The following is a 20,580-nucleotide window of genomic DNA, read 5'->3' as shown; positions in this document are numbered from 1 at the left end:
GTGAAATTTACCATCCGGCCGAGCCTCTGGACGTGCCGGATGGTAAATTTCACGTGAAACGTCGCGGGGTAGGTAGCGGCGGCGAGGAGGATCGACAACGGGCGCCGGCCCGGATCTCGGCGCGCCGTCCCGCCGGTGCGTAATTCGGATCAGGTGTCGTTCAGGCAGCGACCGCTATCTCGGCCTCACGAACACGAGAACAAGGTTCGAGGAGACCGACCGGTGAAGCGCTTCACGCTCGCGGCTCTCGCCGCACTGACGCTGGGAACCACCCTGGCCGCCGTGCCGGCCAGCGCGCAGTACTATGACGACGGACCGCGCCGCTGGGACCGCGGCTACGAGGACCGCTACGAGCGCCGCCGCCGGGACGACTATTACGAGGACCGCTACGAGCGCCGCCGGGATTTCGGCCGGCGCGGCGGCAGCATCTGCGTGACCTCGCGCGGCAATTGCCCGACCCGCCCCGCTCCGTTCAACGCGCCCTGCGGCTGCGAGATTCCGGGCTTCGGCTTCAAGCGGGGCGCGATCGGCGGCTGAGACGATCCCGGTTTCAGAGGGTTCGGAGAGGCGCCCGATCGCTCGGGCGCCTCTTCTGCTGTCTCAGGCCCGCACGCGCTCGATCCGGGCACCGCAGCGGCCGAGCTTGGCCTCCAGCGCCTCGAAGCCGCGGTCGAGGTGATAGACCCGGTTGATCTGGGTCTCCCCCTCGGCGGCGAGCCCTGCGATCACCAGCGAGACCGAGGCGCGCAGATCCGTCGCCATCACGGGCGCGCCCTTAAGGCGCTCGACGCCCTCCACGATCGCCGCGTCGCCGTCGAGGCGGATCTTCGCGCCGAGGCGGGCGAGCTCCTGCACGTGCATGAAGCGGTTCTCGAAGATCGTCTCGCGGATGCGGGAACTCCCCTTGGCGAGCGTCATCAGCGCCATGAACTGCGCCTGCAGGTCGGTGGGGAAGCCTGGGAACGGGTCGGTGGTCACGTCCACCGCCGCGATGCCGGCGCCGTTGCGGCGGACCCGGATGCCGTCCGGCACCTGCGTCACCTCGGCGCCGGTGGTCGCCAGCACGTCGAGGGCCGCGTGCAGCAGGTCGGCGCGGGTGTTCTCCAGGACCACGTCGCCGCCCGTCATCGCCACCGCCATGGCGTAGGTGCCGGTCTCGATCCGGTCGGGCAGCACCTCGTGGCGGGCGCCGTTGAGCCGCGCCACGCCCTCGATCTCGATGCGCGGCGTGCCCGCGCCCTTGATGCGCGCGCCCATCTTGGTGAGGCACTCGGCGAGGTCGACCACCTCCGGCTCGCGGGCGGCGTTCTCGATCACGGTGGTGCCGTAGGCGAGCGCGGCCCCCATCAGGGCGACGTGGGTGCCGCCGACCGTGACCTTCGGGAAGCTGATCTCGGCGCCGCGCAGGCCGTTCTTGGTCTTGGCCACCACGTAGCCGCCATCGATCTCGATCTGGGCGCCAAGACGCTCGAGCGCCATGATCAGCAGGTCCACGGGCCGCGTGCCGATGGCGCAGCCGCCCGGCAGCGAGACCTTGGCCTCGCCGAAGCGGGCGAGCAGCGGCGCCACCACCCAGAAGCTCGCCCGCATGGTCGAGACCAGCTCGTAGGGCGCGGTCGTGTCGATGACGTTCGAGGCGGTGAGCCGGATCGTCTGGCCGGCCTCGGTGGTCTGGCCCGGGCGCTTGCCCACCACCATCTGGTCGACGCCGTGGTTGCCGAGGATGCGGGTCAGCGCGTTGATGTCGGCGAGCCGCGGCACGTTGACGAGCTCGAGCGTTTCGCCGGTCAGCAGGCTCGCGATCATCAGCGGCAGCGCCGCGTTCTTGGCGCCCGAGATCGGAATGGTGCCGTGCAGCTCGGTGCCACCGGTGATGTGGATGCGGTCCATACTCGTTCCCTGGGCCGCCCCGCGGACTCGCGCGGCGCCTGTCGTCCCGTCGGGCGCGACAGTGCGCCCATGCTTGGCCGCAGGCTATAGTCCAGTTTTGTCGGAATCGGGACCGGTCCCGGACGCATCGCCGCCCAGCGAATCATCCGCGGCGGGCGGGGCGGCCCCGGCGGCGGCTCGGCCCTGCTCTTTTCCGCGCTCCTGCGCCTTGCGCCGCCGCAGGTTGTCGCGCAACGCCGCTTTCAACCGCTCCGCGCGGCTTTCGCCCGTATCCGCCATCGTCATCCCGTCATCGCGCGGCTTCGGGCGAGATTCGCGCGCGGCGCATCGTCACCCTGGCGCGCGCTTCCGCCCTGCACAGGGCAGGAATGTTAGAACTCACCTTGAACCCATTCCAGATCCGCCTGTATCTTCCGCCTCGACAGCGCCCGAAGACGCTGCCGCAAGAACGCTCAAGGAAACCGCCAGCCCGCGTCCGGGACCTCCTAGGGTTCAGAGGACGTCAATCCAAACGTCCGATGCTCGCCGGAGACCCGCGTCGGTCTCGCGTGCCGAACGATCCCGCGCATCGACGGCCCGTCCGTCCCTGCCAGCCACCCGAAGGATCCTCATGCCCGTGACCCGGATGCCCGCTGCCCCGAAGACCGCATCCTCCGGACCCGGCATCAAGACCGACTTCGAGGGCTACTTCCGCGCCGCGCTGGACAAGCTGCACGGCGAGCGCCGCTACCGCGTCTTCGCCGATATCGAGCGCGTGGCCGGCCGCTTCCCGCAGGCGAACTGGCGCCGCCAGGACGGCTCGATCCGCGAGATCACCGTGTGGTGCTCGAACGACTATCTCGGCATGGGCCAGCACCCCGAGGTGGTGAACGCCATGACGGAGACGGCCAAGCGCTGCGGCGTCGGCGCGGGCGGCACCCGAAACATCGCCGGCAACAACTCGCCGCTGGTCGATCTCGAGCGCGAACTCGCGGATCTGCACGGCAAGGAGGCGGGCCTCGTCTTCACCTCGGGCTACGTCTCGAACCAGGCCGGCATCTCGACGATCGCCCGGCTGATCCCGAACTGCCTGATCCTGTCGGACGCCTTCAACCACAATTCGATGATCGAGGGTGTGCGCCACTCGGGGTGCGAGAAGCGCATCTTCCGCCACAACGACCTCGCGCATCTCGAGGAACTCCTGATCGAGGCTGGCGACCGGCCCAAGCTCATCGTGTTCGAGTCCGTGTACTCGATGGACGGCGACGTCGCGCCGATCGGCAAGATCTGCGACCTCGCCGACCGCTACGGCGCCATGACCTACCTCGACGAGGTCCACGCGGTCGGCCTCTACGGCGAGCGCGGCGCCGGCATCTCCGAGCGGGACGGCGTGATGCACCGGGTCGACGTGATCGAGGGCACGCTCGCCAAGGGCTTCGGCTGCGTCGGCGGCTACATCACGGGCACGAGTGCCGTGCTCGATGCGGTGCGCTCCTTCGCGGCCGGCTTCATCTTCACCACCGCGCTGCCGCCCGCGGTAGCGGCGGCGGCGCGCGCCTCCGTGCGCTACCTCAAGCGCTCGCAGGTCGAGCGCGAGGCGCACCAGCGCCAGGCGGCGCAGACCAAGGCGGCTCTTGAGGCGGCGGGCCTGCCGGTACTGCACACCGAGACCCACATCGTGCCGGTGATGGTGGGCGACGCGGAGCTGTGCAAGGCCGCCGCCGACCACCTGCTGGAGTGCCACGGCATCTACATTCAGCCGATCAACTACCCGACCGTGCCCCGCGGCACCGAGCGCCTGCGCATCACGCCCTCGCCGTTCCACGACGCGGCGCAGATCGAGAAGCTCACCGCGGCGCTCGCCGAGACCTGGGACGCCCTCGACCTGCCGCGCGCCGGTACGGTCTTCGTCGAGGCGGCGGAGTAGAACGCCGGGCGCCCTCTCCCTCTGCGGGGGAGGGAGGGCGACGGGCTCACAACTCCAGGACGAGCCCGTCCTCCGCCGCGATGTAGCCCTCGGCCGGATGGGCGATCATCTCGGGGCTCATGTGGGTGAGCATGAGCCGCCTCGGCGCGATCTCGGGCAGGTTGCGGTTCAGCGTCGCCCAGTCGAGGTGGAACCTGACGGGGCGCTCCACCGTGTAGCCCTCGGCGATCATCAGGTCGGCATCGCGGCCCGCGGGGATCAGCGCCTCGACCCACTGCGTATCGCCCGTATAGGTCACGACCCGGCCCGCATGGGCGAGTCGCAGCGCGTGCGCGGGCGCGCCCGAGGGGTGCTCGACCGCGAAGGCCTCCACCTCCACTCCGCCGAACGCCCCCGGCTCACCGGCCACGATCTCCCGCACCGCGACTGTGAAGGCCCGCTTCGCCGTGCTGGAGCCGGGGAACAGCACCTCCATGGCGGCCGGCAGCCGCTCCCGGATCCCGGGCGGCCCGACGATGGTCAGCGGTGTCCGCCGATGGCTCACGAGCTGCCCGTCGAGGATCAGCCAGGGCAGGCCGCCGAAATGATCGCCGTGGAGATGGGTGAGGAACACCGTATCGATCCCGTTCGGATCGACGCCGAAGCGGCGCATCGCGATCAGCGCCGAGGCGCCGCAATCGATCAGGAATCCGGTGCCGTCCCCCGCGACATGGAAGCAGGTGTTGAGGCGCCCGCCCGAGCCGAAGGCGTCGCCGCAGCCGAGAACCGTCAGTCGCATCGTCGAACCCTCCCTGCTCCAAAACCAACGCGGCGATGCGCGCCCGTGCTCCCCCGACTCCCCCTTCGGCGGTTGCACCGCCGCACGGGATGCGCTGTAGCTCCCCCGCTCAGGAATCAGGGGGATCGGGCATGTCGGGCGGTCACGGGGCGGTCGAGGGTTCGAACAAGCGGGTGGCGCTGCTGATCTCGGTGCTGGCGCTGTTCCTGGCCTTCAGCGAGACGCTGGGCAAGGCAGCGCAGACCGACGCCATCGGCTCCAATATCGAGGCCGCCAACCAGTGGGCCTTCTTCCAAGCGCGGACCATCCGCAGCACGGTCCTGAAGACCGCCGACGAGATGGTCGCGCTCACGCCGCCGGGGCCGAACCAGGAGGCGGTGCAGGCCAAGCGCGCCGAGTGGGCCAAGACCATGGCACGCTGGGACTCGGAGCCGGCCACCGGCGAGGGCCGCAAGGAACTCGCCGAGAAGGCCAAGGCGAACCAGGAGAAGCGCGACCTCTCGCTCCACCGCTACCACCATTACGAGCTTGCCTCGGCGGCCTTCCAGATCGGCATCGTGCTGGCCTCGGCCCAGGTCATCACCGGGATCGTGGCGCTCGCCGTCGCGGGTGGCCTGCTCGGCGCGGCCGGCGCCGTGATGCTGGGCTTCGGCTTCCTGGCGCCGCACGCGCTGCATCTTTTCTGAGACGGCACGCGCCCACAGCAACCGGGGGCGGCTTTAACGAACCCTTCATCGGCCTGAGGCGGCATGGACGGATGACCCGAACCGCATCCGGATCCCGCCTCATGCGCACGCGTCGCGCTTCGGCCCTTCTTCTGGCGGCCTGCACCTCCGCCACGGCGGTCCAGGCCTCCCCGTTCCGCGACGCCCTCGCGGCGAACGGCGGCTGCGGCCGGCACCGCGCGCTCGCCGCCGACCAGCTCGGACCGCTCGAGGGCGGCCCGGGCCCGCGCACGGGGCGGGACGCCGACCTGTTCGGCAAGCCAGCGGGTGCGTGGAGCGAGGCCGAGATCCGCGACGCCCGCGCAGTCTTCGCGGCCTGCGAGGCACGGGCGTCCGGCGCTCCCGCCGATCCCGAGCGGATGCGCCGATTCGAGACGGCCCTGCGCCGGGCCGTGGTCATCGCCCGAGCCCGCGAACCCGCCGAGGAATCCTCCGAGGTCCTGCAGCAGCGGGCTTCCGACGGGAGCGCCCGGACGGCGGCCGGCACGGGCGGACGCGGCCTGCTGCGCGAGGGGCCCGCCTTCATCCCCGCCAAGGCCGGCTCCGCCAAGGCAGGCCCTGCCACGGCCGGGGCGCCTGCGCGCGAGCCGGGACAGCAGGCCGCGGAGGTCTTCCGGGACGCGGAGCGGATCGAGCGGGCCGGAGCCGTGGCGGCAATGCCGGTCGAGATGGCGGTCGCCGCGCCGGAGGCGGGGAGAATGTCGGCCGGGGCAGGCCGGGAGCGCGGCGAACGCCTCGCCCTCTCGGCGGCCTTCGGGGCGCCGCGGGACGCGGCCTTCGCGCCGGATGCCGGCGCGTCCCGGCCGGCCGGGAGTCCGAACTGCGTCGTCAACTTGCGCAGCTTCGAGCTGCTTCAGGCGGACATGCGGATGCCGGAGGTCGAGAGCTTGCTCGGCTGCCGCGGTGCGAGAGACGGCAGCACGACGATCCCGGGACTCGGCGCCTTCGAGACCTACAGCTGGACCGACCGCGGCGGCACCTTCTCGGTGACGCTGGTCTTCCAGGGCCAGCGCCTGAAGTCGAAGGTCCAGCGCGGGCTCGTCAACTGATCATCGGCCCCGCGGCTTGCCCTCGGCGGCCCGGCGCAGGGCATCGGCCAGCGCGCCCGCCGGCTCGGGCCTCGACGCCTGCGGGCGCTCGGCCTGGGGACGCGGCGCCGGCCGGCCCGGGGCCTGGGCGGGGCCATCGCGGCGCGCGGGCCGTGCCGCCTCGTCCGAGCGCATGCTGAGGGCGATGCGCTTGCGGGCGGCATCGACCTCCACCACCCGCACCTGCACCACGTCGCCGGGCTTCACCACCTCGCGCGGATCCTTCACGAAGCGGTCGGCCAGCATCGAGATGTGCACCAGCCCGTCCTGATGCACGCCGATGTCCACGAAGGCACCGAAGGCCGCGACGTTCGTCACCACGCCCTCCAGGCGCATTCCGGGCCGCAGGTCGCCGATCTTCTCGACGCCCTCCGCGAAGGCCGCGGTGCGGAAGCTCGGGCGCGGATCGCGGCCGGGCTTCTCCAACTCGGCGATGATGTCGGTCACCGTCGGCAGGCCGAAGCTCTGGTCCACGAAGGCGCTCAGTGCGAGGCCGCGCAGCGTCGCGCCGTCGCCGATCAGGGCCTCGATCGGCTTTCCCGTCGCCGCCAGGATCTTCTTGACCACCGGGTAGGCCTCGGGGTGGACGCCGGAGGCGTCGAGCGGATCCGCGCCGCCGCGGATGCGCAGGAAGCCCGCGGCCAGCTCGTAGGCCTTGGGCCCGAGCCCCGGCACCTTGCGTAAGTTCGCCCGCTTGGCGAACGGCCCGTTGGCGTCGCGGTGGACGACGATGTTGGAGGCGACCCGCTCGGAGAGGCCGGAGACCCGGGCGAGCAGTGGGGCGGAGGCGCTGTTCACGTCGACGCCGACGCTGTTCACGCAATCCTCCACCACCGCGTCGAGGGAGCGGGCGAGCTTCCCCTCCGCCAGATCGTGCTGGTACTGCCCGACGCCGATCGCCTTCGGCTCGATCTTCACGAGCTCGGCCAGCGGATCCTGCAGGCGGCGCGCGATCGAGACGGCGCCGCGCAGCGTCACGTCGAGGTTCGGCAGCTCGGCGGAGGCGTAGGCCGAGGCCGAGTAGACCGAGGCACCGGCCTCTGAGACCAGCACCTTGGTGAGCTTGCGGTCGGGGAGCTTGGCGACGAGCTCGGCGGCCAGGCGGTCGGTCTCGCGGGAGGCCGTGCCGTTGCCGATCGCGATCAGCTCGATCTTGTGGGCGAGCACCAGCTTGGCGAGCGCGGCCAGGGCACCGTTCCAGTCGCGTCGCGGCTCGTGCGGGTAGATCGTGTCGGTCGCCACGACCTTGCCGGTGGCATCGACCGCCGCGACCTTCACGCCGGTGCGGTAGCCCGGGTCGAGCCCGAGGGTCGGTCGCGCGCCGGCGGGCGCCGCGAGCAGCAGGTCGCGCAGGTTGCGGGCGAAGACCGTGACGGCGCCCTCCTCGGCCACCGTCCAGAGGCGGCTGCGGAGATCCGTGTCGGTGGCGGGTTTCAGGCGCTTGCGCCAGCACTGCCGCACCGTCTCCATCAGGAAGCGGTCGCCCGGCCGGCCCCGATCCGCGACGCCGAGCGTCTGCGCGATGCGGGCTTCCTGCCATCCGAGCGCGCCGGGCCGCGGCTCCTCCCCGTCCGTGATGTCGAGGTCCAGCACCTCCTCCTTCTCGCCGCGGAACAGGGCGAGGATGCGGTGCGAGGGAAGCTTGGTCAGAGGCTCGGAGAAGTCGAAATAGTCGGCAAACTTTTCGCCGGCCTCGCGCTTCCCCTTGCGCACCGCGGCCGTCACGTGGCCCCGTTGCCAGCCGGTCTCGCGCAGGGAGCCGACGAGTTCCGCGCTCTCGCAAGCGCGCTCGATCAGGATGGCGCGCGCGCCCTCCAGCGCCGCATCGGCGTCCGAAATACCCTCTTTGCCGGCAAACTGGCCCGCCTGCACGGTCGGGTCGAGGTCGGGCCGGGCGAGCAGGGCGTCGGCCAGCGGCTCGAGCCCGGCCTCGCGGGCGGCGAGCGCCTTGCTGCGGCGCTTGGGCCGGAACGGCAGATAGAGGTCCTCGAGCCGCGCCTTGGTGTCCGCCCGGGCGATCTGCGCGGCGAGCTCCGCGTCGAGCTTGCCCTGCTGGCGGATGCTGTCGAGGATCGCGGCGCGGCGTCCTTCGAGGTCGCGCAGATAGGTGAGGCGCTCCTCCAGGGTCCGCAACTGGGCGTCGTCCAGCGCGCCCGTGGCCTCCTTGCGGTAGCGGGCGATGAACGGCACCGTGGCGCCGCCGTCGAGGAGATCGACCGCCGCCTTGACCTGGCTCTCGGCCACGCCGAGTTCCGCCGCGATGCGCCCGTTGATGCCGGTCATGGTCCCTCCTGGCTGGAGCGTGGGTGTGGCGCCGGCCTCGGGGATGCGTCAAGCAGGTGTCAGTTGAGGCGCAGGATCGCGGCGTTGAGCAGGCTCGCGAAGGCGACCCAGCCGGCATAGGGCACGAGGAGCCACGCGGCGATCCGGTCGAAGCGCCAGCTCAGCCGGATGGTCCAGAGCACCATCACGAGGAGCGCCACGACGACGACGAGCGCCGCGCCGACCGCGTGGGCGGTGAAGAAGACCGGTGTCCAGACGGCGTTCAGCGCAAGCTGGACCGCGAAGGCGAGGATCGCGAGCCACCAGCCCTGCCGCGAGGGCCCGGTGCGCGGCATCGTGCCGAGCAGCCGCCAGGCCGAGAGCGCGATCATCGTGTAGAGGATGGTCCAGGCGACCGGGAACACCCAGTTCGGCGGGTTGAAGCTCGGCTTGTTCAGGCCGGCATACCAGCCGGGGATCTCCGCCTGCGTCGAGGCGGAGCCGAGTGCGGCGGTGGCGGCGACGGGCAGCACGGCCGCGGCGAGCCGCAGCCAGGGCCGCAGGGCTGGCTCTTCGGGAACGTGAAGGGCGGTGCTCATGGTGTGCCGCTCGCGAAAGGTCGTCTCGGGCGCCCGCCTTGCCGTCCCGGGGCGGATCGTGTCAGGCGCCGTCCCTGCCGCCACCTAGCGCGCCGACCGCCGCTCGGGCAGGGGCCGACATCGAGACAAGGATCGACGGGAGACCGCCATGTCACGGACCAACGCACCTGCCGACCCCTCGGATGCGGGCGAGCCGGCGCAGGCATTCTCCCGCCGCAGCCGCGCCGCGCAGGCTCTGGGCCGGATCGATCCGGTCACCAGGGGCGTGGTGCCGCCGCTGCACGTCGCGACCACGTTCATCCGCGACCCCGACAACGCGTACTCGTCGGGCTTCTCCTACGCGCGGCCGGACAACGCCACGGTGCGGGAGGCCGAGGCCGTGCTGGCGATGCTGGAGGAGGCGGGGGCGGGCGCGCTGCTGTTCGGCTCCGGCATGGCGGCCGCGACCGCCGTGTTCGGGGCGCTGGAGCCCGGCGACCACGTGGTGGCGCCCAACGTGATGTACTGGGCGCTGAAGCGCTGGCTGCGCGAGGAGGGCCCCCGCCGCGGCCTCGCGGTCGACTTCGTGGACGCCGAGGATTCGGAGCGGCTGCGCGCCGCCGTCCGGCCGGGGCTGACGAAGCTCATCTGGATCGAGACGCCCGGCAACCCGCTCTGGACCGTCACCGACATCGCGGCGGCGGCGGAGATCGCGCACGCGGCGGGCGCCCGGCTCGCGGTCGATTCGACCGCCGCCTCGCCGGTCCACACCCGGCCGCTCGCGCTCGGCGCCGACATCGTGATGCACTCGGGCACCAAGATCCTGAACGGGCACTCGGACGTGGTCGCGGGCGTGCTCGCCGCGCGGGAATCCGACGCCTTCTGGGCGCGGATCGGCGCGATCCGGGCGAGCGGCGGCGCCATCCTCGGGCCGTTCGAGGCCTACCTGCTCATGCGCTCGCTGCGCACCCTGCACCTGCGGGCGGAGCGGCAGGCGGCGGGCGCCATGGCGCTCGCGACCCGGCTCGGCGCGCACCCGCACGTGGCCCGCGTGCTCTATCCCGGCCTGCCCGACGATCCGGGCCACGCGGTCGCCGCCCGGCAGATGGCGGGCGGGTTCGGCTACATGCTGTCGATCCGGGTGCGGGGCGGGGAGGGGGCGGCGATCGCCACCGCCGCCCGGGTCGCGCTCTGGAAGCGGGCGACCTCGCTCGGCGGGGTCGAGAGCCTGATCGAGCACCGCGCGTCGGTCGAGGGGCCGGGCACGCCCTGCCCGCCGGACCTCCTGCGCCTCTCCACCGGCATCGAGGATCCGACGGATCTGTTCGCCGACCTCGACGCGGCGCTCCGAGCGGCCCACGGCTGAGCCGGGAGCGCCGGACCGGTCAGCGCCGTTCCAGGCGGCGGCGCGCCTCCGAGCGCCCGTGCGCCTCCGTGGCGAACAGGGTCGCGCCGGCCACCGCGCCGAGCGCGGCCGCGAGGCCGAGCTTGAGCCAGCGCGGGCTCGCGGCTGGGACCGCCTCGCGCGAGCGGCTGTCGAAGCGGCCGTGCGCGCCGGGATCGGTGTCGACCGGCTCGTAGAGGTTGTCCGGACGGTTCCTCGCGGCGCGCATGTCGGTCATCTCCCCGTGATAGCCGTGCCGGGCGAGGTAGTGGTCGATCCAGCCCGGGATCAGCATGTTGCCGACGATCGCCTTCCAGGCCGAGGCGCCGATCCAGAGCTCGCGCGGTGCTTCCCGAGCGGCCCGGTAGACGTGCCGGGCGATCGCCTCCGGCTGGTAGATCGGCGGTACCGGCTCGAGCTTGCGCGGCAGGCGCGAGCGGGCCCAGTCGAATTGCGGCGTGTTCACCGCCGGCAGTTGCACCATGGTGAGCCGCACGTGGGCGCCGTCGTGCAGCAGTTCGCTCCGCAGGGAATCCACGAAGCCGCGCACGGCGGCCTTGGCGGCGCAGTAGCTCGCCTGGAGCGGGATCGAGCGGTAGGCCAGAGCCGAGCCGATATACACGATGGTGCCCCGGTCGCGCGGCCCCATGTGCTTGAGCGCGGCGAGCGTCCCGTGCACCTGCCCGAGATAGGTCACCGCGGTCGTGCGCCGGAACTCCTCGGGCGGGGTCTCGCGCACGGGCGCGTAGACCGTGACCATCGCGTTGTTCACCCAGACGTCGATGCCGCCGAAGAACGCGGCGATCTCGTCCGCCGCCTGCTCGACCTGATCCGCCTCGGCGACGTCGACCGCGAAGGCCAGCGGCGTGCCGCCCGCGCGTCGCACATCCTCCGCGGCCCCGCGCAGGCCCGCCTCGCCGCGGGCGATCAGGCCGACATTCCAGCCGTGGCGCGCGAATTCGTGGGCGATGGCGCGCCCCACGCCCGCGCTCGCCCCCGTGACCACGACGGTGCGTCCCCTGGTTCGTCCCGACATCGGATCTCCCCGCGACCCGGATGGCCGCTCCGGAGCGGGAACGTCCGGCGCCTGCATTCTTTCCGTCCGCCGCCGATCACCGGCGCGCGAGGCGCCCCGCATGGCCTCGCGCGTTGCCTCCCCGAGGAGCGCCGGCCTATAACCTGCGGATCCGCACTCGTGCGGCGTCGAGGGCCTCGTTCTCTCCGCCGCGGCAGACAGCCTGAAGAGACATGGCCGGCCATTCCCAGTTCAAGAACATCATGCACCGCAAGGGCCGCGTCGACGCGGTCCGCTCGAAGGTGTTCGGCAAGCTCGCCCGCGAGATCACGGTGGCGGCCAAGCTCGGCACGCCGGATCCCGCGATGAACCCGCGCCTGCGGGCGGCCATCCTGGCCGCTCGGGCCGAGAACATGCCGAAGGACAATATCGAGCGCGCCATCAAGAAGGCGGCGGGCGCCGAGGGCGAGAACTACGAGGAGATCCGCTACGAGGGCTACGGCCCGGGCGGTGCCGCGCTGATCGTCGAGGCCCAGACCGACAATCGCAACCGCACCGCCTCGGACGTGCGCTCGGCCTTCACCAAGTCCGGCGGCAGCCTCGCGGAGACCGGCGCGGTCGCCTTCATGTTCGACCGGGTCGGCGTGATCGCCTTTCCCGCCTCGGTCGCCGACGCCGACACGATGCTGGAGGCGGCGATCGAGGCGGGTGCCGACGACGTGCGCTCGGACGAGAACGGCCACGAGGTCACCTGCGCGCAGGACGCCTACGGCGAGGTCGGCAAGGCGCTGGAAGCCCGCTTCGGCGAGCCCGCGCGCACGGGCCTGGTCTGGAAGGCCCAGAACACGATCGACGTCGACGACGAGACCGGCGAGAAGCTGGTCCGCCTCGTCGAGGTGATCGAGGACCAGGACGACGTCCAGAACGTCTACGTCAACTTCGCGCTCTCCGAGGCGCTGATGGCCAAGCTCGAGGCCTGACCGGGGAGGGCCGCTCGCAGCCTCTTGGACGGTCTGCGAGCGGTTCTGAACGAGGGGTAGGCCCCTCTCGCCCTCCGGGCTTCGCGGATCCGATGCCGGTCGGAGGGACACGCTCCTCCCACGGGGAAGGAGAGTGCGTCGCTTCGTGTGAGAGGGTTCGGTGGGGCGGCGGGAGCGCCTCCGCCGGGCCTTCCACGCTTGTATTGTCCGCAGGCGCGCGACCGCCGGTTCTGCCGAGCTGGGACCGGAAGCCTGCCTGAGGATGCAGGGCCGGCGATTCCTGGACGTCCAGGATTGAATCCCGTACGACCGAGATGTTCTGCGACCCGATCGGCCCCCGATGGAGCTTCGCCATCTCCGCTACTTCGTCGCCGTAGCCGACCGCCTCAGCTTCACCGCGGCGGCCGAGAGCCTCGGCGTCTCCCAGCCGCCGCTGAGCCAGCAGATCCGCGACCTCGAACGGGAGATCGGCACACCGCTGTTCCGGCGCACGAGCCGGCGCGTGGCGCTGACCGAGGCGGGGGTGGTCTTCCTCGGCCACGCGCGCGCGATCCTGGCGCAGGTGCGCCAAGCCGCCGAGGCGACGCGCTCGGTGGGGGAGGGGCAGACCGGCGTGATCCATGTCGGCCTGACCGGCTCGGTCCTCACCGGGCCGCTCGGGGGGGTGATCCGCGCCTTCGAGGCGCGCTTCCCCGAGGTCGAGGTGCGGCTGCATCAGGCCCCGCCCGAGGAGCAGCGCGCGGCCCTGCACGCGGGGCGGATCGATCTCTGCCTGATGCGCGGGCCGCCCGAGGATCCGGAGCTCGCCGCGGTGCCGGCTTGGTCCGAGCCGGTCGGCGTCGCGCTGCCCGCCGCACACCCGCTCGCCGCGCGGGACAGCCTCGTCCTGAGGGACCTCGCCGGCGAGCGCTATCTCTCGCTGCGGCGCACGGATTCCCACTTCGCCAACCTGCTCTGGGCCGCCTGCCTCGCCGAGGGCTTCGTGCCGCTCCTCGCGCACGAGGTGGTGGAGGCGCAGGCGCTCCTCAGCCTCGTCGCCGCGGGGCTCGGCCTCGCCCTGGTGCCGGAGCAGGTAGGCCGGCTCGCCCATCCGGGCGTCGCCTACCGGCCGCTCGCCGGGCCCGTCCCAGCCGCCGATGTCAGCGCCCTGCACCGGAGCCCGGCGAGCTCCCGGGTCGCGAACTTCCTCGCTGTGCTGCGCGCCGAGACCGGCGGGCTCTGAGGTTCCTCAGCCGGCCGCCCTCCGCGCCTGTGGCGGGCCAGCGTCGAGGCCGTCCGCGTAGCGGTTCAGGGCCTCCAGCGTGGCCGCGAAGGTCGCCGAGACGCGCTCCGCCGTCCCGCCGGGGGGCAGATCGCCCGCCTCGCGCGCCGCGCACTCGATCCGGCCAAGATCGGCCGCGAGCGCCGCCGCGCCGATATTGGCGCTCATCGACTTGAGCCCGTGCGCGGCGCTGGCGACCGCCCGCGGATCCCCAGCGGCGAGGGCCTGTTCCAGCGCCTCCAGCGCCGCCGGACCCTGACGCGTGTAGAGGCCGAGCACCCGTCCGAAGAAGGCGCCGTCGCCCATCTCGCAGAGGCCCTGCAGAACCTGCGCGTCGAGGAGCGTGTCGGGCGTGGCCGGGCCTGCCGCGCCCTCGGCCGCGCTCGGCTCGGGGAGGGTCCGGACACCGGGGGCCAGGATGCCGCCGAGCAGCTCGGCGAGCTGGGCCAGGGTGAAGGGCTTGGCGAGTGCCCCGTCCATGCCGGCCTCGCGCCAGGCCACCGCACCGTCGCCGACGACGTGGGCGGTGAGCGCCACGATCGCCACGCGGGGCAGGCCTCTCGCCGCCTCGCACTCGCGGATGGCGCGCGTGGCCGCGAAGCCGTCGAGCAACGGCATGTTGCCGTCCATCAGGATCAGGTCGAAGGGCGCCTCGGCCTGCGCCAGCACGGCCGCCGCGCCGTCCTCGACGGTGACGACCGCTGTGACGCCGCAGCGCGCCAGCGCCTCGACCGCGACCTCGCGGTTGACCGCGCTGTCGTCGGCGACGAGCACCCGCGCCCGCGGGAATTGCGGCAGCGCCTGCGCGGCGGCCTGGGCGCCCTGGGCTGCTGCCCCTTGCGCGAAGGGCTCGCCGGTCGCGAGCGCCGCGAGCGCGGCGCGCCACTCGGTCTGCACCACGGGCCAGCGCATGAGCTCGTCCGCGAGGCCGGCCCGCAGCACCTGGGAACCCGCCGGCTCGCCCATCGGGCAGAGGGCGATCACCCGGTTCGCCCCGCTGGGCCGCGAGCCAGCGCGCAGCAGGGCCTCGGCGTCGGCGATGCGAGCGGGGGCGTCCGCCGGGCCGGGCACGAAGCCCGCAGCCGCGAGGCTCTCGGCGAGCGCCGCCTGCGTGGCGGACCCGAGGCCGACGAGCGCGACCGCTTCCGGCACGGTCTCGCCCCGCCGGATCAGGGGCAGGCCTTCCGCCTCCGCGACCGGGATCCGCGCCCAGAAGGTGGAGCCCGCCCCGACCTGGCTCTCGACGCCGACAGCGCCGCCCATAGCCTCGATCAGGCGCTGGGCGATCGAGAGGCCGAGGCCGGTGCCGCCGAAGCGGCGCGTCGTCGACTGGTCGGCCTGCGAGAAGGCCGCGAAGATCGTCGGCAGCTTGTCCTCCGGGATGCCGATGCCCGTATCCTCGACGCGGATGAGCAGGGTGCGGCCGGCCTCCTCCACGCCCATCCGCACCAGCACGTGGCCGCTTTCCGTGAACTTGAGGGCGTTCGACACGAAGTTGCCGAGCACCTGGCCGAGCCGCACCGGATCACCCAGCATGCGCCGCGGCACGTCGGGCGCCACGCTCGCCGCGAGGTCGAGGCCGGCGCCGCGCGCGCGCTCGCCGAACAGGGTCACGACGGTGTCGGCGACCTCGCCCGGATCGACCGGGATCCGCTCCAGCTCCAGCTTGCCCGCCTCGACCTTCGCGAAATCGAGGATGTCGTTGATGATGGCGAGCAGGGACTGCCCGGAGCGGGCGATGACCTCGGCGTAGCGGCGCTGGCGCGGCGGCAGGTCGGTGCCGGCGAGCAACTCGGCCATCACCAGCATGCCGTTCATCGGCGTGCGGATCTCGTGGCTCATCGTGGCCAGGAAGGTCGATTTGGCGGCGTTGGCCGCCTCGGCCGCGAGCATCGCGTCGCTGAGGTCGATGGTGCGGACGCGGACCTCCTCCTCCAGCCGGGCGCCGTGCTCGGCCAAGCGCCGGTCGCGCTCGTTCACGGCCCCGAGCAGGGCGTTGAAGGTGCCGGCCAGCGCCCCGACCTCGTCGTTGCCCGCCACCGCTGCGCGGCGCGTGTAGTCGTGCTGGAGGCGCACAGCGTCCATGGTGGTGGCGAGCTCCGCCAGCGGGCGCGTCACCGAGCGCTGGAGCCGGGCCGAGACGGCGAGGCCGAAGACGAGGGCGAGCAGGCCCGCGAGCGCGGCGCTCAGCGCCACCCCGCCGACGCGCTCGGCGAGGTCGCCGGTCTGCGCCACGAGGACGACGCGCCCGACGGCCCGGGCGTTCTCCTTGACCGGCGCGCTGATCCGGAGCGAGCGGGTGAAGAGGAGGTCGTGGAGGCCGACATCCCGCCCGTCGAGATCAATGTCGCGGGTCAGCCGCAGGCCGATGCCCTGCTCGGCGAGCACCGCGCCGTCCAGGCGCTCGACCGCCGCGTAGACGATGGTCGGCGTATGGGCGATCGCCCTGATCACGGTCTCGGCCGCCCGCGCGTCGCCCGCCGCCACCGCCTCGGCGCTCGAATAGGCGAAGACCTGGGCCAGCGCGCTCAGCGAGGCGCGCTTGTCGGCGACGTAGCGGTCGACCTCGCGCCAGACGGAGAGCATCGTGGCGAGCACCAGCGCCGCCGCCACGGCGCCGACGACCGCCCAGGCGAGGCGTCCGGCGAGCGAGCGCCGGGGACTGAGCGAACCGAGGCGCATCGATCGGTGTCCCTGCTTCGAATGATGCGGCCGGTCAGGCCGCGAGCCTGCGGCGGCACTGGTCCTCGACCTCGTCCCAGCCTGCCAGGAAGGCGTCCACGCAGGCCGGGTCGAAATGCTGGCCGGCCTGCTCGCGCAGGTACGCCTTCGCCCGCTCCAGCGGCCAGGCCTGCTTGTAGGGCCGGTCCGAGACGAGCGCGTCGAACACGTCGGCGACCGCCACGATCCGGCCCGGGAGCGGGATCGCCTCGCCCTTCAGGCCTGCCGGGTAGCCCTGTCCGTCCCAGCGCTCGTGGTGGCTCGCGGCGATCTCGGCGGCCAGTTGCACCACCTCGGAGGTGCTGCCCTCCAGGATGCGGCGCCCGCGCTCGGCGTGGGCCTGCATCTCGACCCGCTCCTCCGCCGTGAGGGGACCGGGCTTCAGCAGGATCGCGTCCGGCACGCCGATCTTGCCGACGTCGTGCATGCTGGCGGCGAGCTGGAGCGCGCGCACCGCCGCGGGATCGAGCCCGAGGCGCCCGGCGATGATGCCCGTATAGGCCGAGACGCGGGCGACGTGGCTGCCGGTATCGGTGTCGCGGTGCTCGGCCGCCCGCATCAGCAGCGCGATGATCTCGCGCTCGCGCGCCTCGATCACCGCGACGGCGGCGGCGACCTCGCGCGCAAGCCAGGCGGCCCGGTCCTGCTCCTGCCGGTGGGCGGCCGAGATCTTCATCAGGTTCGTCACCCGAGCCCGGATCTCGACCGGATCGCAGGGCTTGCCCAGGAAGTCGGTCGCGCCCGCGGCCAAGGCTGCGCGGCGCAGGCTCTGCTGATCGAGGCTCGTCACCATCACGATCGGCACGTGGGCGAAGCCCTCGACCGCCCGGGCGGCCCGGACGACATCGAGACCTGTCAGGCCCGGCATCTCGTAGTCGGTGATTACGATGCCGATCCGCTCGACGTTCTCGCGCAGATAGGCCAGCGCCTCCACGGGGCAGGTGAAGGCGACCGGTGCGCAATCGGGGACGGCCTTCAGCGCCTGCATCATCAGCAGGTTGTTCATCTCCGAATCGTCGAGGATCAGGGCGAGCATCGGGGTTTCCGGCGGACGATCGCTACTGGCTCAGCATCAGCTTGCCCGAGAGCGGACCGACGCCCTTGGGCACCGGCACGCTCGTCTGGTCGTAGTTCGCGTTCAGGTAGAGGTTCGGCCCTTCATAGAGATTGACCTGCTGGGCCACCACGACCGTGTAGGCGGACCGGTGCCCCACGGGCTTGTTGGCATCGACCACGAGGCGCCCGCTCGGCAGATAGATCGTGCCCAGCATGGTGCGGGCGTTGTCGCTGATGATGCGGTAGACCCGCATCGGCTTGCTCATGCCGAGCGCCTCCGGCGTCGGCGGCGGCGGCGGATCCTCGAGAAGCGTGGGGTCGCTGGCGAGATCGGTGAGGTTGTCGAAGGCGCCCTTGAACAGATCGCGCAGGATCTGAGCGGGATCGACCGGATTGTTCACGGCGCGGTCCTCGGACATCAGCAGCCCCGCCATGACGCCGCCGGTGGGTGCCGCGAGGCTGACCGTGCTGCCCTTGCTGAACAGGAGGCCGGCCCGGTCGCCGGTGAAGTAGAACCCCACGCCCTCTCCGGTGAGCGATCCCTTCAGGTCGACGATCAGCGGCCCATCCTTCATCACGTAGATCCCGGGCCGCAGCGTGACGACGGCCTTCTTGGTGATGCGCAGGCCGCCGCAATAGGTGCCGGGCTCGAGCGTGACGCTCTGGTTGACCTCGTTCTTGCTGGTGTCGCCCTTCTTGTTGGCGGAAGCCGGGATCGCGGTGCAGGCGCCGACCGGCGGGGCGGGGCGGTCCTTCAGCGGGTCCTCGATGACGGGGCAGCCGGTCTGAGGTGGGGGCGCGAAGTTCGCTCGCAGACCGAGATAGCCGCCCGCCGAACAGATCGTGTCGGCCCGCGCCATCGCGCTGTCGCCGCCCACCATGCCGGTCGCGTTCGTCGAGTTCGAGTAGAGCGAGCAGGCGTTGGCGGTGACCTGGGCGCTCTTCTGCAGGTTGAAGGCGCCCGTCGCCGACGGATCCAGGGTGAGCATGCAGAGGCGTATCTTACCCACCACGTTCACCCGCGCCTGCGCCGCGATGGTCTGCGTGCCGAGCCCGACGAGGCCGCCGAAGCCGAGGCGGATCGTCTCCTCGGCGCGGGCGAACACGCTGGTCTTCTCCGCCGGCACCTCGACGCGCAGGCCGAAGGCGCGCTCCGGCGGGGACTTGGCGGCGTCGCGGATCGTCTGCTCGGTCACGCCCCGGACCGACTCCGTGCTGGAGGCGGCGAGCTTCAGCGCGTTGCCGCCGGCCAGCACGCCGGCATCGACCGCCGCCTGAAGCTGGCTGCGGCGCATCGAGATCCGGGCGTAATCGATGCCGCCACCCACGAGCCCGACCAGCACCGTGGCGCTCAACCCGAAGATCAGCGCGACCGAGCCCCGGCGGTCGGTGCGAAAGGCCGCGAGGGCGCCGCGTGCGCGATCGCCCCGCGCCCTCCTGTGCAGAACCCCCCGCATCACATCGTTCGCCCGCACGCAGATCTTCGCAGGCGACATCATTAGGGCCGGGCCGGTTAATGAACCGCGCATCCTTGCCAGGTTGCGCAGATCTGCGGTCATGCAACTCTTGGTGCAGTAAACGCGGGCGCCGACCGCGCAATCGCCGCGGGAAAATCTCACGGGTTGTAAAGGGTGGCCGGCGTAGAACTGCCGATCATATCCGGCGGCCCGATGGGACGACCCACCGGATCCCGCAACCGGCCCTCGAATATGCCTGCCCCACGCGGACTTCCCGCCTTCCCGTCGCGAGGCCGATCGACACTCCTGCTGGCGCGCCTGCTCGGTGCCGGCCGCGGCTTCGCGCGGGCCCGCTCGGGAGCTGGGGCGGTCGAGTTCGCGCTGCTGGCGGTGCCGTTCCTGCTGCTGCTCTGCGTGGTCGTGGAAGCGGCGATGATGACCCTGTCGCAGCAGACGCTGGACAGCGCGGTCGATCGCGCGACGCGCGCGCTGCGCACGGGGGCGTTCCAGGACGCGGCTGATGGCAACGACCCGGCCGGCCGCCTGCGCCAGGTGATGTGCGGCCGCGCCGCGGTGCTGTTCCGCTGCCAGGATCTCAAGCTCGACGTGATGCGGGGAACGAGCTTCGCCTCGGTCCGCCCGGCCGAGCCCTACGACAGCCAGAGGAAGGACTGGGCCCCGAGCTTCGGCAGCACCTTCCAGTGTCCGCTCGGCGGCGACATCGTCGCCCTGCGGGCGGCCGTACCCGTGCTGCGCCTCTTCAACGCGCTCGACTTCACTCGCCATCCGATGGGCGCGAACAGCCAACTCCTCGTGGCCACGGCGATCTTCTCCACCGAGCCCTATAGCGGGAAGAGCTGCCAGTGAGGCCGGGTCCGTCCATCCGGCGCTTCGGCCGGGCGTGCTCCGGCGCCAGCGCGGTCGAGTTCGCCATCATCGTGCCGATCCTGCTCGGCCTGTTCATGGCCGCCGTCGAGTTGCCGCGAGCGTTCTCGACGGCCAAGCGCCTCGATCTCGCGTCGAGCACCATGGCGGACCTGATCTCCAGCACGAACCCCTCGCTCGACGAGGTCTACGCGGCGGCGCAGGCCGTGGCGACGCCCTACGACATCCGGGCGGCGGGCATCGTGCTCACGGCGGCGGGCGTCTACCTGGAGGGCGGCGGCGCCGTGGCGCGGGTCTGCTCGAGCGCTGCCCAGAAGGACCAGGCCCGCACCGTCGGCTCGGTGATCGGACCCGCGCCGACGGGCACGGCGGCGGGCGCCCGCTACGTGATGGCGGAGGTGCGGATGCGCTACGCCGCCCTGTTCCGGGTGTTCCCGACCCTCAGCAGCTGGACCTTCTCCTACACCACCGTCTGGCCGGTGCGGGAGGGCAAGACCTACTGGGGCAATGCCGAGGTCGTGCTGCCCGGCGGGCAGCCCTGCCCGCCGGTCTGAGCGGCGGAGCGCCGGTCCGAGCCGGCCTCCGACTTCGGGC

At 72.4% G+C, this 20,580-nt stretch carries 18 protein-coding genes; 9 read left to right on the top strand and 9 right to left on the bottom strand.

Annotation, left to right across the window (positions count from 1 at the left end):
- The first annotated feature begins 222 nt into the window (after positions 1-222).
- Positions 223-537: a hypothetical protein gene (locus MFF54_RS00895; RefSeq protein ID WP_238300557.1), complete on the top strand. Its 315-nt coding sequence runs from the start codon at positions 223-225 to the stop codon at positions 535-537.
- Between the two features lie 63 nt (positions 538-600).
- Here the strand turns inward: MFF54_RS00895 and murA are convergent, their stop codons facing one another.
- Together murA and MFF54_RS00885 are read right to left on the bottom strand one after the other, a co-directional pair.
- Complete coding sequence (gene murA, locus MFF54_RS00890) at positions 601-1,890, bottom strand: UDP-N-acetylglucosamine 1-carboxyvinyltransferase (protein WP_238300555.1); 1,290 nt, start codon at positions 1,888-1,890, stop codon at positions 601-603.
- Positions 1,891-1,974: 84 nt separating this feature from the next.
- On the bottom strand, positions 1,975-2,175 hold the full coding sequence (locus MFF54_RS00885) for a hypothetical protein (protein WP_306423938.1): 201 nt from the start codon (positions 2,173-2,175) through the stop codon (positions 1,975-1,977).
- A gap of 325 nt (positions 2,176-2,500) precedes the next feature.
- Between MFF54_RS00885 and hemA the strand changes: the two genes are divergently transcribed.
- Positions 2,501-3,796, top strand: coding sequence for a 5-aminolevulinate synthase (gene hemA / locus MFF54_RS00880; protein WP_370880160.1), 1,296 nt, complete (start codon positions 2,501-2,503; stop codon positions 3,794-3,796).
- A gap of 46 nt (positions 3,797-3,842) precedes the next feature.
- Here the strand turns inward: hemA and MFF54_RS00875 are convergent, their stop codons facing one another.
- Entirely contained in the window at positions 3,843-4,574 is a 732-nt protein-coding gene (locus MFF54_RS00875) for an MBL fold metallo-hydrolase (RefSeq protein ID WP_238300553.1), read from the bottom strand.
- 131 nt (positions 4,575-4,705) lie between these two features.
- Between MFF54_RS00875 and MFF54_RS00870 the strand changes: the two genes are divergently transcribed.
- Both MFF54_RS00870 and MFF54_RS00865 read left to right on the top strand, forming a co-directional pair.
- Complete coding sequence (locus tag MFF54_RS00870) at positions 4,706-5,260, top strand: DUF4337 domain-containing protein (RefSeq protein WP_238300551.1); 555 nt, start codon at positions 4,706-4,708, stop codon at positions 5,258-5,260.
- Between the two features lie 101 nt (positions 5,261-5,361).
- A complete protein-coding gene (locus tag MFF54_RS00865) occupies positions 5,362-6,348 on the top strand; it encodes a hypothetical protein (RefSeq protein ID WP_238300549.1) in 987 nt (328 codons plus the stop codon).
- Here the strand turns inward: MFF54_RS00865 and MFF54_RS00860 are convergent, their stop codons facing one another.
- Both MFF54_RS00860 and MFF54_RS00855 read right to left on the bottom strand, forming a co-directional pair.
- Complete coding sequence (locus MFF54_RS00860) at positions 6,349-8,670, bottom strand: Tex family protein (RefSeq protein WP_238300547.1); 2,322 nt, start codon at positions 8,668-8,670, stop codon at positions 6,349-6,351. It abuts the gene before it with no gap.
- Between the two features lie 59 nt (positions 8,671-8,729).
- Entirely contained in the window at positions 8,730-9,248 is a 519-nt protein-coding gene (locus tag MFF54_RS00855; protein WP_238300545.1) for a TspO/MBR family protein, read from the bottom strand.
- 148 nt (positions 9,249-9,396) lie between these two features.
- On the opposite strand from MFF54_RS00855, the gene MFF54_RS00850 reads away from it, so the two are divergent.
- Entirely contained in the window at positions 9,397-10,593 is a 1,197-nt protein-coding gene (locus tag MFF54_RS00850; protein WP_238300543.1) for a trans-sulfuration enzyme family protein, read from the top strand.
- A gap of 19 nt (positions 10,594-10,612) precedes the next feature.
- Here MFF54_RS00850 and MFF54_RS00845 read toward each other — a convergent pair whose 3' ends face one another.
- The gene (locus MFF54_RS00845) at positions 10,613-11,647 is read right to left on the bottom strand and encodes an SDR family oxidoreductase (protein WP_238300542.1); all 1,035 of its coding nucleotides are present in this window, start codon (positions 11,645-11,647) and stop codon (positions 10,613-10,615) included.
- Positions 11,648-11,859: 212 nt separating this feature from the next.
- On the opposite strand from MFF54_RS00845, the gene MFF54_RS00840 reads away from it, so the two are divergent.
- Positions 11,860-12,606 carry a YebC/PmpR family DNA-binding transcriptional regulator gene (locus MFF54_RS00840; protein ID WP_066926293.1) on the top strand — a complete coding sequence of 249 codons (747 nt, stop codon included), beginning with the start codon at positions 11,860-11,862 and terminating at the stop codon, positions 12,604-12,606.
- Between the two features lie 340 nt (positions 12,607-12,946).
- On the top strand, positions 12,947-13,828 hold the full coding sequence (locus tag MFF54_RS00835) for a LysR family transcriptional regulator (protein WP_238300540.1): 882 nt from the start codon (positions 12,947-12,949) through the stop codon (positions 13,826-13,828).
- A 6-nt stretch (positions 13,829-13,834) separates the two neighbouring features.
- Here the strand turns inward: MFF54_RS00835 and MFF54_RS00830 are convergent, their stop codons facing one another.
- Genes MFF54_RS00830 through MFF54_RS00820 form a run of 3 tightly spaced genes read right to left on the bottom strand, consistent with a single transcriptional unit; the run spans position 13,835 to position 19,101 of the window.
- Positions 13,835-16,549, bottom strand: coding sequence for an ATP-binding protein (locus tag MFF54_RS00830; protein WP_238300538.1), 2,715 nt, complete (start codon positions 16,547-16,549; stop codon positions 13,835-13,837).
- A 34-nt stretch (positions 16,550-16,583) separates the two neighbouring features.
- The gene (locus MFF54_RS00825) at positions 16,584-17,624 is read right to left on the bottom strand and encodes an HD-GYP domain-containing protein (RefSeq protein ID WP_238300536.1); all 1,041 of its coding nucleotides are present in this window, start codon (positions 17,622-17,624) and stop codon (positions 16,584-16,586) included.
- 22 nt (positions 17,625-17,646) lie between these two features.
- Complete coding sequence (locus MFF54_RS00820) at positions 17,647-19,101, bottom strand: TadE/TadG family type IV pilus assembly protein (RefSeq protein ID WP_370880167.1); 1,455 nt, start codon at positions 19,099-19,101, stop codon at positions 17,647-17,649.
- Between the two features lie 252 nt (positions 19,102-19,353).
- Here MFF54_RS00820 and MFF54_RS00815 point away from each other — a divergent pair, with 252 nt between their 5' ends.
- Together MFF54_RS00815 and MFF54_RS00810 are read left to right on the top strand one after the other, a co-directional pair.
- Entirely contained in the window at positions 19,354-19,968 is a 615-nt protein-coding gene (locus MFF54_RS00815) for a TadE/TadG family type IV pilus assembly protein (RefSeq protein ID WP_238300532.1), read from the top strand.
- Positions 19,965-20,540 carry a TadE/TadG family type IV pilus assembly protein gene (locus MFF54_RS00810; RefSeq protein ID WP_238300530.1) on the top strand — a complete coding sequence of 192 codons (576 nt, stop codon included), beginning with the start codon at positions 19,965-19,967 and terminating at the stop codon, positions 20,538-20,540. The genes MFF54_RS00815 and MFF54_RS00810 overlap by 4 nt, the downstream gene beginning before the upstream one ends.
- The last annotated feature ends 40 nt before the right edge of the window (positions 20,541-20,580 follow it).

The organism is Methylobacterium gregans (assembly GCF_022179245.1).
GTDB classification, from domain to species: Bacteria; Pseudomonadota; Alphaproteobacteria; order Rhizobiales; family Beijerinckiaceae; genus Methylobacterium; species Methylobacterium gregans.
This window is presented reverse-complemented; position numbering and strand designations above follow the sequence as displayed.

What these genes read in the sequence shown, in the direction of transcription:
- murA (WP_238300555.1), bottom strand. Translation starts at nt 1,890, where the DNA reads ATGGACCGCATCCACATCACCGGTGGCACCGAGCTGCACGGCACCATT.
- MFF54_RS00885 (WP_306423938.1), bottom strand. Translation starts at nt 2,175, where the DNA reads ATGACGATGGCGGATACGGGCGAAAGCCGCGCGGAGCGGTTGAAAGCG.
- hemA (WP_370880160.1), top strand. Translation starts at nt 2,501, where the DNA reads ATGCCCGTGACCCGGATGCCCGCTGCCCCGAAGACCGCATCCTCCGGA.
- MFF54_RS00875 (WP_238300553.1), bottom strand. Translation starts at nt 4,574, where the DNA reads ATGCGACTGACGGTTCTCGGCTGCGGCGACGCCTTCGGCTCGGGCGGG.
- MFF54_RS00870 (WP_238300551.1), top strand. Translation starts at nt 4,706, where the DNA reads ATGTCGGGCGGTCACGGGGCGGTCGAGGGTTCGAACAAGCGGGTGGCG.
- MFF54_RS00865 (WP_238300549.1), top strand. Translation starts at nt 5,362, where the DNA reads ATGCGCACGCGTCGCGCTTCGGCCCTTCTTCTGGCGGCCTGCACCTCC.
- MFF54_RS00860 (WP_238300547.1), bottom strand. Translation starts at nt 8,670, where the DNA reads ATGACCGGCATCAACGGGCGCATCGCGGCGGAACTCGGCGTGGCCGAG.
- MFF54_RS00855 (WP_238300545.1), bottom strand. Translation starts at nt 9,248, where the DNA reads ATGAGCACCGCCCTTCACGTTCCCGAAGAGCCAGCCCTGCGGCCCTGG.
- MFF54_RS00850 (WP_238300543.1), top strand. Translation starts at nt 9,397, where the DNA reads ATGTCACGGACCAACGCACCTGCCGACCCCTCGGATGCGGGCGAGCCG.
- MFF54_RS00845 (WP_238300542.1), bottom strand. Translation starts at nt 11,647, where the DNA reads ATGTCGGGACGAACCAGGGGACGCACCGTCGTGGTCACGGGGGCGAGC.
- MFF54_RS00840 (WP_066926293.1), top strand. Translation starts at nt 11,860, where the DNA reads ATGGCCGGCCATTCCCAGTTCAAGAACATCATGCACCGCAAGGGCCGC.
- MFF54_RS00835 (WP_238300540.1), top strand. Translation starts at nt 12,947, where the DNA reads ATGGAGCTTCGCCATCTCCGCTACTTCGTCGCCGTAGCCGACCGCCTC.
- MFF54_RS00830 (WP_238300538.1), bottom strand. Translation starts at nt 16,549, where the DNA reads ATGCGCCTCGGTTCGCTCAGTCCCCGGCGCTCGCTCGCCGGACGCCTC.
- MFF54_RS00825 (WP_238300536.1), bottom strand. Translation starts at nt 17,624, where the DNA reads ATGCTCGCCCTGATCCTCGACGATTCGGAGATGAACAACCTGCTGATG.
- MFF54_RS00820 (WP_370880167.1), bottom strand. Translation starts at nt 19,101, where the DNA reads ATGCGGGGGGTTCTGCACAGGAGGGCGCGGGGCGATCGCGCACGCGGC.
- MFF54_RS00815 (WP_238300532.1), top strand. Translation starts at nt 19,354, where the DNA reads ATGCCTGCCCCACGCGGACTTCCCGCCTTCCCGTCGCGAGGCCGATCG.